Origin of the sequence: Pseudomonas sp., assembly GCF_046581935.1 — a bacterium.
Classification (GTDB): domain Bacteria; phylum Pseudomonadota; class Gammaproteobacteria; order Pseudomonadales; family Pseudomonadaceae; genus Aquipseudomonas.
In genome coordinates this window covers 77,285-93,601 of sequence record NZ_JAYGFK010000020.1, presented here as the reverse complement: position 1 = coordinate 93,601, position 16,317 = coordinate 77,285, and the positions used below count along the sequence as shown (strand labels likewise).

Sequence of the window (16,317 nt, the reverse complement as noted above, 5' to 3'; positions counted from 1 at the left end):
CTAGGGTCTGTTCCCGTTTCGTTCGCGGCCGCGCCGGAGCCAGTTTTAGCGCGAGGCAAGGCACGAGATGCGAAGTTTAGTGAGCTAAATGAGCCATCGAGAAACGCAGCATCGCGCTAAAACGGGCCCGGCCCTTCGGGTTGCGCGCAAAATCTCGCCATGCGGTGTTGGAGGACTTGGCAAGGGAACGACCATTCCCTGCGTCCTCCGCCTAGCCTGGCGAGATTTTTCGCAGCAACGCGGCTTGCGACGAAACGGGAACAGACCCTATCCGGCGACATGCTCTTCCAGGTGCCCCTCGGCTGGATCGCCGACCGCTGCAACCGGCGCACCCTGCACCTCACCTGCGGCGTTCTGACCTTGAGCCTCGGCCTGGCCCTGCCCTGGCTGATAACGCTGCCTGCTCTGCTATGGCCAGCGTTGATCGTGCTGGGGGCTGTCGCGGGAGGGATCTACACGCTGGCACTGATCCTGATCGGACAGGATTTCCGCGGCCCGGACTTGATCACCGCCAACGCCAGCGTCGGGCTGCTCTGGGGCATCGGCAGCCTGTTCGGCCCGCTACTCAGCGGCGCATTAATGCACAGCAACCCTCAAGGCCTACCGCTGGCCCTGAGTCTAGCCGCTGGCATATTCGTTATAACGGCACTGGGCAGCGTAATGGCCAAGCAAAAAACCAAACCACGCCAGCACGCCTAGCTGATCGAACTTAAGCCGCTGCCTTGCAGGTGGGTACAAGCACTGCAGCGGCTTATGCACAGCCAAGAACTTCAAAGCAGATGCGGTGTGCTGCGATCAATCAGCGCCTGAGCATCTACACCACGCGGCAAGGTGCCGTAGACCCGCCCGCCCTGGCCGCCCAAACGACTGGCAATAAAAGCATCGGAGACCACAGCGTTGCCGGCTTCCAATAGCAGTTTGGCCTGCAGCGCCAAGGCCACATCCTCGGTAAGTTGGCGGGCGCGGTATTGGATATCGGCGGTGTCGCGAAAGTCCGCCTGCAACTGCTGAATATGCGTTTTTAGGCGCGCATCGCCATGCCCATCGCCCAGCTCGCTAAATAGCGCATCCAGCACGCCACTCTCCTTGGACAGGGCACGCAGCACGTCCAGGCATTGCACGTTACCCGAGCCTTCCCAGGTGGAGTTGACCGGTGCTTCGCGGTACAGGCGCGGCAGGATGGTGTCTTCAACATAGCCAGCACCGCCCATGCACTCGGCGGCTTCATTGATCATGGCCGGCGCGCGTTTGCAGATCCAATACTTGCCCACGGCGGTAATCAGGCGGGCAAACTTCTCCTCAGCGGCATCATGCGGATGGTCCAGGGCTTTACCCATGCGCATAGTCAAGGCCAATGCCGCTTCGCTCTCCAGGGCCAGATCAGCCAGCACGTTCTGCATCAACGGCTGCTCGCTAAGCACCCGCCCACCCACTTGGCGGTGCGCGCAGTGATGCGTGGCCTGAGTCAGCGCCTGACGCATCAGAGCGCTGGAGCCAACCATGCAATCAAATCGAGTCAAGGCAACCATTTCAATAATGGTCGGTACGCCACGGCCTTCCTCACCGACCATCCAGGCCAGTGCGCCACGGAATTCGACCTCACTGGAGGCGTTCGAGCAATTGCCCAGCTTGTTCTTCAGGCGCTGGATATAAAACTCGTTGCGGGTGCCGTCCGGGCGATGGCGCGGCAGCAGAAAGCAGCTCAGACCCTTGGTGGTATACGCCAGAGTGAGAAAGGCATCGCACATGGGCGCCGAGCAAAACCACTTGTGGCCGACCAATTCGTAGGCCTGCCCCGAGCCACCGAGACCCACCGGGTAAGCCCGTGTGGTATTGGCGCGCACATCGGTGCCGCCCTGCTTCTCGGTCATGGCCATGCCGATAGTCGCACCGGTTTTTTGCTCAATCGGCAGGTTGCGTGGATCGTATTGGGTGGAGAGGATTTTCGGCAACCACACCTTGGCCACATCGGCCTGCAACTTGAGCGCGGGCACGCCGGCAAAAGTCATGGTCAACGGACAACCGCTACCAGCGTCGGCCTGACTGTGCAGGTAGCTCATGGCAGCGCGGGCTACCTGTGCACCGGCGCGCGGGTCGGTCCAGGGCATGGACGGCAAGCCATGCTCGATGGCGGCACTCATCAACTGGTGATAGGCCGGGTGGAACTCCACCAGATCAGCGCGATGACCATAGCGGTCGTGGCTTTTGAATACCGGCTTGTTCTCGTTGGCGAGAAAACCGGCGGCCATTAACTCACCGCCCGCCAGACAGCCATAAACGTCTAAACGTTGCTCGGCCCAGCCACCACCGAAGCGCTTGGTCCACTCCTGCAGAGGCAAGTCGACTCGGTACAGGTTAGCGCCGTCCAATGGCGGCACCTGATTGAACACTTCATGGGTTTCGGCGTGTTGGCTAGCATGCATTACTGGAAGTCCTCGGCGCCCACGGCGCGTAGGCAGAAGGTCACAAGGGTCTGGCTGACTTCGGCCAGACTAGGGGCCGGATAACCGGCTTCACGGGCCGCACGCGCTGGCGGAGACAGAGGACCGACTAGCACTTCGGCAATCGCACCGACTAGGCAAGCGGCGACCAGATTGATTTGCTGCACACGGAACACGCCTTGAGCGACGCCCTCTTCTAGCAACTCAACGAACAGCTCGGCATAGGCTTCGCGGTAGAGCAGGCGCTGTTCATCCACCAGCGGATCAACCGGCTCGGCAATCAGCGCGAATGCCAACTGCCGGCTGTCCCAAGCCCGCGCGGCAAACCGCTCAAGCCCGGCAGCCAGGCGCTGCACCGGGCTACCAGGCGCGCGCACGCTAGCCGCTAAAGCGTTGACTTCGCGCTGACAAGCCAGGGCAAAAACCTCGGCCGCCAGCTCACTTTTATTGCGCACATGGCGGTACAGGCTACCGGTGGCAATGCCGACATCTTCAGCCAGTGCCTGCATGGTCAGCGCGGCAAAACCGCCTCCGGCCACCCGCGCCAGAGCAGCGCCAAGAATGCGCTCACGCAGCGCCTGATCACGATCAATACGTATGGCGGTGGTGCGATAGACCATAATCTGAACCCTGATTCACTATTGCCTGAGTGAATCAGCATTCAGAGCTTGGCTAAAGGGTGATTTCGGGCACAACAGCAGGCATATCAGCCAGTTTCTGGCGCATCCCGCAAATAAATCAGACCTCGCGGCTCAGCACCCAGCCGTGCAGCAGGCTGCGTAGCTGCTCGAATTTCACCGGTTTGGCCAGGTAGTCACTCATGCCTGCAGCCAAGCAGCGCTCGCGGTCGCCATTGTGGCTGTGGGCGGTGATTGCCAGGACTGGCAATGCCTGACACCCAGGCAAGTTGCGCAAGGCGCGGCAGGTGGCAAAGCCATCCATCACGGGCATTTGGCAATCCAGCAGCACCGCGTCAACACGCTCATTGCGCAGCACATCCAAGGCCTCTGCGCCGTTGTCCGCCGTGCGCACTTGATAACCCAGCTTGAGCAACATGCCGCGGATCACCAGTTGGTTGATCGCATTGTCCTCGACGATCAACACCGTACACTGTTCAGGCTGGCGCAATGCTGGGCCATTAACCGGCGCAGCGCTCTGCGCTGGCGCCGCCTGCTGCACCGGCAAGGTCAGTGGCAGCTCCAGGCGAAAGCAACTGCCCTGACCTGGCTGCGATTCATGGCTAAGGTCGCCGCCGAGCAAGTCAACCAACTGTCGGCAAATCGCCAGACCAATACCCAAGCCGCCATACTCGCGGGTCATCGAGCCGTCCAACTGCTGAAAGCGCTGATACAGCTTGCCGTCGAGCGGCACCGCAAACCCCACGCCGGTATCAATCACGTCGATCCGCAGCGGCAGGATGTTATTCGCAACACCCACCCGACTAACGCGCACCCGCACCTCGCCGTGCGCAGTGAACTTGATGGCGTTGTCCAGCAGGCAATTGAGGCTCTGCAACAGCTTGCGAGGATCGCCTTCCAGGGTATCCGGGAGGCTGTCATCCAATTCCAGAGTGAAACGCAGCCCCTTTTCTTGCGCGCGCGGCGCGTGCTGGGCGCGCAGACTGTCGAACAGGCCACGCAGGCTAAATGTTTCACGTCGCGGATAGAGGCGACCGGCCTGTAACTCCGTCAACGCGAGGATGTCATTGACCATGCGCATCATGTCGCGGGCTGAACTGGCGGCGGTCTTTTGATAATGCGCCAGCTCACCCTCGGGATTGAGCATTTGCATCAACTCCAGCGAGCCGATCACACCATTCATCGGTGTGCGCAGCTCATGGGTGACAGTGGCCAGAAACTCATCCTTCAGGCGATTACTGTTAGCCAGTTCCTGGTTTAACGCTTCGAGATTTAGCCCGGCCTCTTGCAGGATGCGCGTACGCTCCTCTTTCATCGCATTGATCCGATCCGCCAAGGCCAACGACAGCAGACCTACCTCCAACGCCGAGCCGATCTGGCTGGCGTACATGGTGAGGAAGATATTGGGCAGATAGCCGAGTACCATCAGCGTGTTGATCGCACCGCCAGCCAGGAAGGCCGTCCAGGCGATGATGAAATAGCGCGCCACGCGCATGCCGCGCAGCCAGGCCAGAATGCCCGAGACAAAGATCACCACGGTAAACATCAGGGCCAGATAAGTGGCCAGGCGCAGCGACAGCGCGTAACTGGCCGTCAGCGCCAAGGTCATCACCAGTGCACCGCACGCCATTAGCACTAAAAGGCTGCGGTCAACCCAGGGACTGTGTTCAGAGGTATGCAAAAAACTACGGGCAAATTGGCAACCGAACAGCGCTGTCGCGCCGATCAAGAACGGCGTAGCTGCATTAGCCCACCAGGGGTTGTTGGGCCAGAAGTACTCGATAGCCGCACCGTTGACCGACAACTGGTAGAGGCCAAAGGAAGCAATATAGAAGATGTAATACAGGTAGCTGGTGTCGCGCACGCTGAGGAAGATAAACAGGTTGTAGATCAGCATCACCAGCAGCACGCCGTAGATGATGCCCAGCACATAGATGCGCGCTGGCTGCTCTTCCAAATACGCATTGGGTGACCAGAGGGTTAGCGGGGCCTGGATCGAGCCCTGACTTTCCAGGCGCAGATAGACGCTTTGCCGCTGCCCCGGTGGTAATTGCAGCTCAAACACATAGTTGTGCTGCTTGATCTCGCGACTGGCGAATGGCATGGCATCGCCGGTGTGCTGGCGCAATTGGTAATGCCCATCGGCATCTGGCAAATACAGCTGCACATGATCGAGCGGCGGATAGGCCAATTCCAGCAACCAAGGGTGGGTAGCCATCGCATGCTGCGGGCGGTATTCCAGATCCAGGCGCAGCCAAAATACCGAGCGCGAATAACCAGCGTTTAGCACGTCTTTTTCATGCTGGCGAAAGCTACCCTGCAAGGCCGGTGAAGTGATGTCTTCAATGCTGGCCACACCGCGCACATCCTCGAATACCGACATGGCATTGCCGAGCGGCAGACTGCGCGTGTTTTCGTCAAAAACCAATGCGCTGGCCAACCCTGGCAGCAGCATGAAGAAACAGAGAAGGATGTAGTGCATGCAGCTCAGCCAGAGTGAGCCAGTAGCCGCTATACGCGCCACTGGAACAGTGTTTTCAAGAATTTCGCACTCTAGCATAGGCCCCCACCGCGAAAACCTAGCACGTTGCGCAATACAAGCGACTTTGCAGCGCATCAACCGCAGCCATACAACTCGTCTGCCTAGAGCGCTTTCCTGAGGCCTGCAAGCGGTGGTTTGGTGGTAAGCTCGCGCACCATGAAAATGCCTACCTCTCGCCCCGTAGTGCTGTGCCTGTCCGGTCATGACCCAAGTGGTGGTGCCGGCCTGCAAGCCGATATCGAAGCCCTGCTCGCCCAAGGCTGTCACGCCGCCCCTACCGTGACTGCACTAACCGTGCAGGACACCGTCAATGTTTCCGACTTCCGCGTACTCGACCGCGAATGGGTTTTAGCCCAAGCCAATGCGGTGATCAACGACCTGCAGGTTGAAGCCGTCAAGCTGGGCATGCTCGGCTCGGTCGAGATGGTCGAAACCGTACTGGAAATCATGCAGCGCCTGCCGGGTATCCCCCTGGTCTGCGACCCGGTGCTGCGTGCTGGCGGCGGCGGAGCACTGGGCAAGGACGAAGTTGGCTACGCCATGCGCGAGCGTCTGTTTGCCGTATCGACCATCGCCACGCCAAACCTGCCGGAGGCGCGCATTCTCGCCGATCTACCGCAAGGTAGCGCCGATGAGTGCGCCAAAAAGCTCCTGCCTTATATCCGCCACCTGTTGATCACCGGCGGCCATGGTGATGAACGCGAAGTACACAATCGCCTGTACAGCCGGGATGGCAGCCGCCACACCTTTACCTGCCAACGCCTGCCCGGCAGCTACCACGGCTCTGGCTGCACCCTGGCCAGCACCCTAGCCGGCCGCCTTGCCCTAGGCCAGGAACTGGTCAGCGCCGTACAGTTCGCCCTCGACTACACCTGGCGCACCCTACGCGACGCCGAACAGCCCGGCCACGGCCAGTACATTCCGCGCCGCCTGCCCTTAGACTTTTGCTGATGGAGCGCCTCAGATGAAACTACGCGGCCTGTATGCCATCACCGACAGCGAATTACTCAAGGGCAGATTGCTGCCCTATGTGGAAGCGGCGCTCAAAGGCGGCGCGACACTGCTGCAGTACCGCGACAAGTCGAGCGATGACGCCCGCCGCTTGCGCGAAGCAGAGGCACTGCGAGAGCTGTGTAATCGCTACGGCGCAGCACTGATCATCAATGATGACGCCGAACTGGCAGCCCGCCTTGGTGTAGGTGTGCATCTTGGGCAAAGCGACGGCTCACTGTCCGTCGCGCGCGCCCTGCTCGGACGCAAAGCAATCATTGGTGGCACCTGCCACGCCCAACTGGAACTGGCCGAAGCAGCCACCAAGGAAGGCGCCAGCTATGTAGCCTTCGGCCGCTTCTTCAACTCCACCACCAAGCCAGGCGCGCCCAGCGCCAGCGTCGAGTTGCTGGCTGCGGCGAAAGCCCAATTCAACCTGCCGATTGTCGCCATCGGCGGCGTGACACTGGACAACGCACCCGCGCTGATTGCCCACGGCGCCAGCATGGTCGCAGTGGTTCACGGCTTGTTCGGTGCCGACTCAGCCGCTGAAGTCGAGCGCCGCGCCCGCGCCTTTAGCGCCCTGTTTACCCCTAATTAATTGCTATCAGGGGCGACCCGGCTCGCCCCAACTCAACATTTGAGAGGCCCTGCCATGTCCCGCTCCGAAATGCTCTTTAGTCACGCGCAGAAGCACATTCCTGGCGGCGTTAACTCGCCAGTGCGCGCCTTTAAAAGCGTCGGCGGCACGCCGCTGTTCTTCAAGCACGCGGAAGGCGCTTATGTCACCGATGAAGACGACAAGCGCTATGTAGACTACGTCGGTTCCTGGGGCCCGATGATCCTCGGACACAGCCACCCTGAAGTGCTCGACGCGGTGCGCAATCAACTGCAGCATGGCCTGTCCTATGGCGCACCGACTGCCATGGAAACCGAGATGGCTGACCTGGTGTGCAGCCTGGTGCCATCGATGGAAATGGTGCGCATGGTCAGCTCCGGCACCGAAGCAACCATGAGCGCCATTCGCCTGGCCCGTGGTTATACCGGCCGCGACAACATCATCAAGTTCGAAGGTTGCTACCACGGCCATTCCGACAGCCTGCTGGTAAAAGCCGGCTCCGGCCTGCTGACCCAAGGCGTGCCCAGCTCCGCTGGGGTACCGGCGGACTTCGCCAAACACACCCTGACCCTGCCCTTCAACGACATCGCAGCCGTCGAGCAGATGCTCAGCGAAGTCGGCGACAGCGTGGCGTGCATCATCGTCGAGCCAGTAGCCGGCAACATGAACTGCGTACCGCCAGCGCCGGGCTACCTGCAAGGCTTGCGCGAGCAGTGCGACAAACACGGCGTAGTGCTGATCTTCGACGAAGTGATGACCGGTTTCCGCGTCGCCCTCGGTGGCGCGCAGGCGTATTACGGGGTAACGCCAGACCTGACCACATTCGGCAAAATCATCGGCGGCGGCATGCCCGTTGGCTGCTTTGGCGGCAAGCGCGAAATCATGCATTGCATCGCCCCACTCGGCCCGGTCTACCAGGCCGGTACCCTGTCGGGTAACCCGCTGGCCATGGCCGCTGGCCTGACCACCCTACGCCTGATCAAGCGCCCGGGCTTCCACGCCGAGCTGAGCGACTACACCAGCCGCATGCTGCAAGGCCTGCAAGCGCTTGCCGATGCTGCCGGCATCCCGTTCGTCACCACCCAGGCAGGTGGCATGTTTGGCCTGTACTTCAGCGGCGCCGACAACATCGTCACTTTCGACGATGTAATGGCTAGCGATGCTGAGCGCTTCAAACGCTTCTTCCACCTGATGTTGGACGGCGGCGTTTATCTAGCACCGAGTGCTTTCGAAGCCGGCTTCACCTCGATTGCCCACGGCGATGCCGAGTTGAAAATCACTCTCGACGCCGCCGAGCGCGCTTTTGCCGAACTGAAGCAAGCCTGATGCAGTACAGCACTGCGCTGTCCGATGCCCTGCTGGCCATTGCCTGCCTGGCGGGCGCAATCGCCATCAGCAAAGCCCGCAAGCGCTATGGCGAAGCGGATCAGCCGGCGCTGTTCTGCGCGCTATTGGGTTTTCTGCTACCGGCGGCAGCTGCCGCCGCTGGGGTCGTGCGCTTTGGTATCGATCCGAGTGCGCAGCCGGCGCATCTGTGGCTGAGCCAGGCCAGCAGCTTCCTCGGCCTACCGCTGCTGGGAGCAGCCGCGCTGGCGCTAGGACGCGGCTGGCAATGGAGCCGCGCCAACTGGGGGCGAATCCTGCTGGGGCTGTGTGCATTCTTCGAATTGTTCCGCCAGATGAATCAACTGGAGCATTACCGCCTACTGCTCAACCTGGCGACCTTGCTGCTGATTGCCTATGCCGGCGCAGTGCAATGGCCGCGCCGCGCACCAGCGGCAACCGCATTCGTGGTGGTTGGCTTGTTTCTCCTGGCGGGTTTGGTCATCGGCAGCCAAGGTTTTATTGGCCCACTACGCCGCGTGGACCTGTTTCACGTCCTGCTGAGTCCGGCTTACTTGCTGCTGGCCTGGCTATTACTGAACCTCCCTGGCAGCACAAAAATCGGCAATAGCGAAGAAAACCCAGTAAAGACTTTGTAAGAACGCCGTCGCTTATTTCATAATGTGGCGGCCGTCGCATTCCGCCGACCAGGCGTGTCGCCTGACTTGCATCCCGAGGTAAATGGATTTTCATGAAACGCACCGGCCGCACCCTGTCTCTGGGCTGCCTGTTGCTCCTGCTGCCACTGCTCGCCTCAGCGAGCGGCAACTCCTTGCTGATCCCCGCGCCTGGCAGCTGCTCATTCAATACCGCCCCCGAAGACCTGCCCGACGCACTAGATGCCTGCCAGCAAGCCGCCCGTAATGGCGACCTGCAGGCGGAATACGAACTGGGGGAGTTTTATTACGACGGCAAGCGTATTGAACGCGACCTCAACCAGGCACTGCACTGGTTCGAACAAGCCTCGCTACAAGGCCATGCGCAAGCGCAATACCAGCTGGGCATGATGTTCTTTCGTGGCGAAGGTGTGCAGGCGAACGCCGTGCAGGCCTATATCGTGCTGAAGATGGCGGCGGTAAACGGCTCGGACGACGCCATGGATAGTGCCGACCTGATTGCCGCACAAATGCCGCGAAATGAGTTGGAAATTGCCAGCCAGGTGCTCGGCCAAATCTTCCGCAACTACCTGCTGGAATTGCAGAACGCCGACACCCTCAGCTCGCCGTTCGCGCCACTACCGTAGGAAGGGTCGGCCGCGCTGGTTGAGTGGGCGATACCTATGCGGCGAAATGATGGGTATCGCAAGCTCAACCCATCCTACGTGCTGACGCGCTTAGACGCTGTTTAAGAGCTCGCGAGCTAGAGTCATGTAAGGCAAAAACAGCAGCAGGGCCGACGCGCAGCAGATCGTATGCAGGTTCTTATTTGTCCGGCATCGGCATGGGGAACGCCATCACATTACCGCCGCCCTTGGCCTCACTGATCTTTGGCGTGCCAAGGCGCTCGACTTCGTCGATGCGCACAATCGCATGCATCGGAATAAAGCTGCGCACCACGCCATCGAACTGCGCCTTGAGCTTTTCTTCGCTGGGGTCGACGACCACCTGGGTGCGCTCACCGAAGACGAATTCCTCCACTTCCAGAAAGCCCCACAGATCGCTTTGAAAGATCTGCTTGGCGTACATCTCGAACACTTGGCCCTGGTTGAGGAAAATCACCTTGTAGATGGGTTCGCGCTTGCTCATGGTTATGCAGTTCGTACCGAAGGGTTTATCGAAAGGGCACGGATCATAGCATAGCCACCAAGCAGCCAATGCTAGGGTCTGTTGTCGTTCCGTTCGCGAGCCGTTTTGCTGCGAGAAATGGCCCCCGGTTAGGCGCAGGACGCAGGTAATGGTTGTTCCCTTGCCAAGTCCTGCAATAACAGCGGGGGCTATTTCCCGCGCAACCCTACGGGCCGGGCCAGTTTTAGCGCGATGCTGCGTTTCTCGATGACTCATTTAGCTCGCTAAACTTCGTATCTCGTGCCTTGCCTCGCGCCAAAACTGGCTCCGGCGCGGCCGCGAACGAAACGGCAACAGCCCCTAGGAACCCGAGCCTTCGGCCCCTATAATGCGCGGTTCTTCGAACCACCCTTTGTTGAGCGCGCATGACCAAGAAGCTTTATATCGAAACCCACGGCTGCCAGATGAACGAGTACGACAGCTCGCGCATGGTTGACCTGCTGGGCGAACATCAAGCCCTGGAAATCACCCTTAAAGCGGACGATGCCGACATCATCCTGCTCAACACCTGTTCGATTCGCGAAAGAGCCCAAGACAAAGTGTTCTCTCAACTCGGCCGCTGGCGTGAACTGAAGCTGGAAAACCCGGAGCTGGTGATCGGCGTCGGCGGCTGCGTTGCCAGCCAGGAAGGCGCGGCGATCCTGGGTCGTGCCCCCTACGTTGACGTGGTGTTCGGCCCGCAAACCCTGCACCGCCTACCGGAAATGATCGACGCAGCGCGCACCACCAAAACAGCCCAAGTCGATATCAGCTTCCCGGAAATCGAAAAGTTCGACCGCCTCCCCGAGCCCCGTATCGACGGCCCTAGCGCTTACGTTTCAGTGATGGAAGGCTGCAGCAAGTACTGCACCTTCTGCGTCGTACCCTACACCCGTGGTGAAGAAGTCAGCCGACCAATGGCCGACGTGCTCAGTGAAATCATCCACCTGGCCGAACACGGCGTGCGGGAAATCACCCTGCTGGGGCAGAACGTCAACGGCTACCGGGGTGCCACCCAGAACGGCCAAATCGCTGATTTCGCCGAACTGCTCTACGCCGTGGCGGCCATCGACGGCATCGACCGCATTCGCTACACCACCAGCCATCCGCTGGAATTCTCCGACGCACTGATCCAGGCCCACGCCGAGATTCCCGAGCTGGTGAAATACCTGCACCTCCCGGTGCAATCGGGCTCCGACCGGATTCTCGCGGCGATGAAGCGCAACCACACCGCCCTGGAATACAAGTCGCGCATTCGTAAACTGCGCGCTGCCGTGCCAGACATACTGATCAGTTCGGACTTCATTATCGGCTTCCCCGGCGAAACCGAGAAAGACTTCGAGCAGACCATGAAGCTGGTCGAGGATGTTGGTTTCGACTTCTGCTACTCCTTCGTCTACAGCGCACGCCCTGGCACCCCGGCAGCCGACCTGCCAGACGACACCCCGCTGGAACTGAAAAAGCAGCGCCTGGCGCTGCTGCAACACCGCATCACCCAGCAGGGCTTTGAAAACAGCCGGCGCATGGCAGGCACCGTGCAACGCATTCTGGTCAACGACTACTCGAAAAAAGACCCCGGCATGCTCCAGGGTCGCACTGAGAGCAACCGCGTGGTCAACTTCCGCAGTGACAACCCGCGCTTGATTGGTCAGTTCGTTGATGTGCATATCGACCAGGCCATGCCCAACTCGCTACGCGGCACATTGCTCAGCGAAACGGCCTCCAACTAAAGCCGTAGCGGCCCGAGCTTCCCCCTCGCGGCCGCTAGCGCTATTCTCCGCTCACTACCCCAGCCGACTGGCGGCCATCAAACGACCTTGAACGCACCCATAGAACCTCTTCGCTTTATCCTTGAACCCTTCGAGGCTCGCCGCTTCGCTAACCTGTGCGGCCAATTTGATGAGCACTTGCGCCTGATTGAATCGCGCCTGGCCATCGAAATTCGCAACCGTGGCAACCAGTTCGAACTGGTCGGTACCGCAGGGCAAACCCGCGCCGCCGAGCAATTGCTCCGCCGCTTGTACCGCGAAGCTGAAAACACCGAGCTATCACCCGATCTGGTACACCTGTTCCTACAGGAGTCCGGAATCGAGGAGATGAACAACCCAACCGTCGAAGCCAGCGTCGCCCTGCGCACCCGCAAAGGCATGATTCGCCCACGCGGGGCTAATCAGCAGCGCTACGTCAAAGCCATTCTTGATCACGACATCAACTTCGGCATTGGCCCGGCGGGTACTGGTAAAACCTACCTGGCCGTGGCCTGCGCGGTGGACGCCCTGGAGCGCGAACAGATTCGCCGCATCCTGCTGGTACGCCCGGCGGTAGAAGCGGGCGAAAAGCTCGGTTTCCTGCCAGGCGACCTGTCGCAAAAGATCGACCCCTATCTGCGCCCGCTGTACGACGCACTCTACGAGATGCTCGGCTTTGAGCAGGTGGCCAAGCTGATCGAGAAACAGGTGATTGAAGTCGCGCCGCTGGCCTACATGCGCGGCCGCACGCTGAGCAACAGCTTTATCATCCTCGACGAAAGCCAGAACACCACCTTGGAACAGATGAAGATGTTCCTCACCCGGATTGGCTTCGGTTCCACGGCGGTGATCACCGGCGACATCACCCAGATCGACCTGCCGCGCGGCACCAAAAGCGGCCTGACCCACGTGATTGAAGTATTGCGTGACGTGCCTGGTATCAGCTTTACCCACTTCAACCCCAAAGACGTGGTGCGCCATCCACTGGTGCAGCGCATCGTCGAAGCTTACGAGCGGTTCGAGGCCAGCCAGGCCCCCTTCGACGCCAAGGTACAGCGGCATGATTGAGCTTGACCTGCAAATTGCCAGCGATGCCAGCGCCCTGCCGAGCGAGGCACAGTTTCGTACCTGGTGCACGCTTGCCCTGCGCCAGCGCAGCGCCGACTCCGAGCTGACCATTCGCCTGGTTGATGAAGCCGAAGGCCGCGAGCTCAACAACACCTGGCGTCATAAAGATTACGCCACCAACGTACTATCCTTCCCTGCCGATGTTCCGGATGAGGTGGGCGGCATTCCGCTGCTGGATATCCCCCTGCTCGGCGACCTGGTGATCTGCGTACCGGTGGTTGAGCGCGAAGCAGGCGAACAAGCGAAAACCAGCGAAGCGCATTGGGCGCATCTGGTGATCCACGGCTGCCTGCACCTGCTCGGCTATGACCACATCGAAGATGAAGAAGCCGAAGAGATGGAAGCGCTGGAACGAGAATTGCTGGCTGAACTGGGTCATCCTGACCCCTACGCCGATCACGAATAATCCATCCAACTGACAACACAGAAGGTTCCTGAGTAACCACCATGAGCGAAGACCGATCGAGCAACGAGCAGACGTCCTGGTTTAATAGACTGACCCAAGCGTTTGCTCATGAGCCGAAAAACCGCAAGGAACTGCTGGAAGTGCTGCGCGAAGCGCATCAGAACAAGCTGCTCGACAGCGAAGCGCTGGCCATTGTCGAAGGCGCAATTCAGGTCGCGGACCTGCAGGTCCGCGACATTATGGTGCCGCGCTCGCAGATGATGAGCATCAAGGCCAACCAGTCGCCCAAAGAGTTTCTGCCCTCGATCATTGAAGCCGCGCACTCGCGCTATCCCGTGGTAGGCGAAAGCCTCGACGATGTGGTCGGCATCCTGCTGGCCAAGGATCTGCTGCCACTGATCCTGCAAGGTGAACAAGCCAACTTCAATATTAAAGACATGCTCCGCCCGGCCACCTTCGTGCCCGAGTCCAAGCGCCTCAACGTGCTGCTGCGCGAGTTTCGCGCCAACCACAACCACATGGCCGTGGTCATTGACGAGTACGGCGGCGTCGCTGGTTTGGTAACCATCGAGGACGTGCTTGAGCAGATCGTCGGTGACATCGAAGATGAGCACGACGTCGAGGAAGACAGCTACGTTAAACCCTTGCCCAGCGGCGACTTCCTGGTCAAGGCACTGACGCCGATCGACAGCTTCAACGAAGCCTTCGATACCGAGTTTTCCGATGACGAATTCGACACCGTAGGCGGTTTGGTGATGAGCGCCTTCGGCCACCTGCCCAAGCGCAACGAAGTCACCGAAATCGGTGCGTACCGCTTCCGCGTACTCAATGCCGACAGCCGGCGCATTCACCTGCTGCGCCTAAGCCCGATCAATAACTGATCGACGTGCGCGGCCACCCTCAGTGGTGGCCGCAGCAACTCCGCGATAAATCCGCTACACCTTCCCCCGCCCGATAGCGCGCTTTATCCTTTGCGCCACCTCAATCCAAGGATCTGCATGCAATGCACTGGATAACCCGACCTGGCTGGCCCGGCAACCTGATCGCCCTACTCGCGGGAGCCATCACGCCATTGGCACTGGCACCCTATGACCTGTGGCCGCTGGTCATCCTCTCCATAGCACTGTTCTACCTGGGCCTGCGCGACCTGACACCACGCCAGGCCACCCTGCGCGGCTGGAGTTATGGCTTTGGTTTGTTCGCCGCTGGCACCAGCTGGGTGTATGTGAGCATTCACGACTACGGCGCGGCCTCACCGCCCTTGGCGGCATTTCTCACGCTGCTGTTTGTCGGTGGCCTGGGCCTGCTGTTCGCCCTTAGCGCCTGGGTCTGGACACGTTGGCTGCGCCGGGTTGAAGCGCCGCTGGCCGATGCGTTGGCCTTTGCCGCACTGTGGCTCGCGCAGGAAGCCTTTCGCAGCTGGTTTCTCACCGGTTTCCCCTGGTTATATGCCGGTTACAGCCAGCTAGATGGCCCGCTTGCTGGGCTGGCCCCGGTGGGTGGCGTGTGGCTGCTGTCCTTCAGCCTGGCGCTGAGCGCGGCGCTGCTGGTGAACCTGGCGCGCCTGCGCACGCGCAAGGCGTTTCTTGCCACCGGCATTATCCTGCTGTGCGCACCATGGATTGCCGGAGTCGCCCTCAAAGGCCACGCCTGGACTCACGCCTCTGGCGCACCGCTGAGCGTGTCGGCCATGCAAGGCAATATCGAACAAAGCATGAAATGGGACCCCGAGCAGCTCAACGCGCAGCTCGCGCTGTACCGCGACATGACCTTCAGCGCCAAACCGACCGACCTGATCATCTGGCCAGAAACTGCCATCCCGGTGCTCAAAGATCGTGCGCTAGGTTATCTGGGCATGCTCAATACCTACGCCAATGGGCGTAATGCCGCGTTGATTACCGGCGTGCCGATTCGCCAAAGCAACGAGCGCGGCGAGCAACGCTACTACAACGGCATCAGTGTGGTTGGTCAGGGCAGCGGCGACTACCTCAAGCAGAAGCTGGTGCCCTTCGGCGAGTACGTACCGTTGCAGGACCTGCTCCGTGGCCTGATTGCCTTCTTCGACCTGCCGATGTCCGACTTTGCCCGTGGCTCGGCTGAACAAAGCCTGTTGCAAGCCAAGGGCCATGCGATTGCCACGTTTATTTGCTATGAAGTGGTCTACCCGGAGTTTGCGGCAAGCCTGGCGGCGCAAAGCGACCTGCTGCTGACCATCAGCAACGACACCTGGTTCGGCCGCTCCATCGGCCCGCTACAACATCTGCAAATGGCGCAGATGCGTGCCCTGGAGGCCGGCCGCTGGATGATCCGTGCGACCAACAACGGCGTCACCGCGCTGATCGCCCCGAACGGCCAGATCACCGAGCAACTGCCGCAGTTTGAACAAGCGGTGTTGTATGGCCAAGTGCAACCCATGCAGGGGCTGACACCTTACCTGTACTGGCGCGGCTGGCCGATGCTGGTCGTCTGCCTGCTGCTGTTTGGCTGGGCGCTGCTCGCCAGCCGGATGGCCAAGACACTGTAGGGGCAACGCACTCGCGTAACACGCTAACCCACCAGGCGATGGAAGGCCGACTATCGCTTGGTGGGTTACGCAGCGCTCAGGTCCGGCATGGGTTTCCACATCTCGGTTCTGCGCTGCTAACCCACCCTACACGCT

General features: G+C 60.4%; 15 protein-coding genes. 11 read left to right on the top strand and 4 right to left on the bottom strand.

Going from position 1 to position 16,317, the window contains the following annotated elements; genetic code table 11:
* Nucleotides 1-279: 279 nt before the first annotated feature.
* Entirely contained in the window at nt 280-699 is a 420-nt protein-coding gene (locus VCA57_RS18625) for an MFS transporter (RefSeq protein ID WP_411186559.1), read from the top strand.
* A gap of 71 nt (nt 700-770) precedes the next feature.
* Here the strand turns inward: VCA57_RS18625 and VCA57_RS18620 are convergent, their stop codons facing one another.
* From VCA57_RS18620 to VCA57_RS18610, 3 genes are all read right to left on the bottom strand, one after another.
* Nucleotides 771-2,423: an acyl-CoA dehydrogenase family protein gene (locus tag VCA57_RS18620; protein WP_411186558.1), complete on the bottom strand. Its 1,653-nt coding sequence runs from the start codon at nt 2,421-2,423 to the stop codon at nt 771-773.
* Nucleotides 2,423-3,061 (bottom strand): TetR/AcrR family transcriptional regulator, encoded by a 639-nt coding sequence (locus tag VCA57_RS18615; protein ID WP_411186557.1) that lies wholly within the window; start codon nt 3,059-3,061, stop codon nt 2,423-2,425. Before VCA57_RS18615 ends, VCA57_RS18620 begins: the two co-directional genes overlap by 1 nt.
* Nucleotides 3,062-3,179: 118 nt before the next feature.
* Complete coding sequence (locus VCA57_RS18610) at nt 3,180-5,561, bottom strand: 7TM diverse intracellular signaling domain-containing protein (protein ID WP_411186564.1); 2,382 nt, start codon at nt 5,559-5,561, stop codon at nt 3,180-3,182.
* 216 nt (nt 5,562-5,777) lie between these two features.
* On the opposite strand from VCA57_RS18610, the gene VCA57_RS18605 reads away from it, so the two are divergent.
* The 5 genes from VCA57_RS18605 to VCA57_RS18585 all read left to right on the top strand — a co-directional run bounded on the left by VCA57_RS18605 (nt 5,778) and on the right by VCA57_RS18585 (nt 9,856).
* Nucleotides 5,778-6,572 carry a hydroxymethylpyrimidine/phosphomethylpyrimidine kinase gene (locus VCA57_RS18605; RefSeq protein ID WP_411186556.1) on the top strand — a complete coding sequence of 265 codons (795 nt, stop codon included), beginning with the start codon at nt 5,778-5,780 and terminating at the stop codon, nt 6,570-6,572.
* A gap of 13 nt (nt 6,573-6,585) precedes the next feature.
* Nucleotides 6,586-7,212: a thiamine phosphate synthase gene (gene thiE, locus VCA57_RS18600; protein ID WP_411186555.1), complete on the top strand. Its 627-nt coding sequence runs from the start codon at nt 6,586-6,588 to the stop codon at nt 7,210-7,212.
* A 54-nt stretch (nt 7,213-7,266) separates the two neighbouring features.
* On the top strand, nt 7,267-8,556 hold the full coding sequence (gene hemL, locus VCA57_RS18595; protein ID WP_411186554.1) for a glutamate-1-semialdehyde 2,1-aminomutase: 1,290 nt from the start codon (nt 7,267-7,269) through the stop codon (nt 8,554-8,556).
* Nucleotides 8,556-9,212 carry a DUF6962 family protein gene (locus tag VCA57_RS18590; RefSeq protein WP_411186553.1) on the top strand — a complete coding sequence of 219 codons (657 nt, stop codon included), beginning with the start codon at nt 8,556-8,558 and terminating at the stop codon, nt 9,210-9,212. The genes hemL and VCA57_RS18590 overlap by 1 nt, the downstream gene beginning before the upstream one ends.
* A gap of 92 nt (nt 9,213-9,304) precedes the next feature.
* Entirely contained in the window at nt 9,305-9,856 is a 552-nt protein-coding gene (locus VCA57_RS18585; RefSeq protein ID WP_411186552.1) for a tetratricopeptide repeat protein, read from the top strand.
* A 178-nt stretch (nt 9,857-10,034) separates the two neighbouring features.
* Here VCA57_RS18585 and VCA57_RS18580 read toward each other — a convergent pair whose 3' ends face one another.
* Nucleotides 10,035-10,358, bottom strand: coding sequence for a DUF1820 family protein (locus tag VCA57_RS18580; protein ID WP_411186551.1), 324 nt, complete (start codon nt 10,356-10,358; stop codon nt 10,035-10,037).
* A gap of 404 nt (nt 10,359-10,762) precedes the next feature.
* On the opposite strand from VCA57_RS18580, the gene miaB reads away from it, so the two are divergent.
* The 5 genes from miaB to lnt all read left to right on the top strand — a co-directional run bounded on the left by miaB (nt 10,763) and on the right by lnt (nt 16,182).
* The gene (miaB, locus tag VCA57_RS18575; protein WP_411186550.1) at nt 10,763-12,106 is read left to right on the top strand and encodes a tRNA (N6-isopentenyl adenosine(37)-C2)-methylthiotransferase MiaB; all 1,344 of its coding nucleotides are present in this window, start codon (nt 10,763-10,765) and stop codon (nt 12,104-12,106) included.
* A gap of 87 nt (nt 12,107-12,193) precedes the next feature.
* Nucleotides 12,194-13,192 carry a PhoH family protein gene (locus VCA57_RS18570; protein ID WP_411186549.1) on the top strand — a complete coding sequence of 333 codons (999 nt, stop codon included), beginning with the start codon at nt 12,194-12,196 and terminating at the stop codon, nt 13,190-13,192.
* Nucleotides 13,185-13,658 carry an rRNA maturation RNase YbeY gene (ybeY, locus tag VCA57_RS18565; protein WP_411186548.1) on the top strand — a complete coding sequence of 158 codons (474 nt, stop codon included), beginning with the start codon at nt 13,185-13,187 and terminating at the stop codon, nt 13,656-13,658. Before VCA57_RS18570 ends, ybeY begins: the two co-directional genes overlap by 8 nt.
* Nucleotides 13,659-13,699: 41 nt before the next feature.
* Nucleotides 13,700-14,539 carry an HlyC/CorC family transporter gene (locus VCA57_RS18560; protein ID WP_411186547.1) on the top strand — a complete coding sequence of 280 codons (840 nt, stop codon included), beginning with the start codon at nt 13,700-13,702 and terminating at the stop codon, nt 14,537-14,539.
* Nucleotides 14,540-14,661: 122 nt separating this feature from the next.
* Nucleotides 14,662-16,182 carry an apolipoprotein N-acyltransferase gene (gene lnt / locus VCA57_RS18555; RefSeq protein ID WP_411186546.1) on the top strand — a complete coding sequence of 507 codons (1,521 nt, stop codon included), beginning with the start codon at nt 14,662-14,664 and terminating at the stop codon, nt 16,180-16,182.
* Nucleotides 16,183-16,317: the final 135 nt, after the last annotated feature.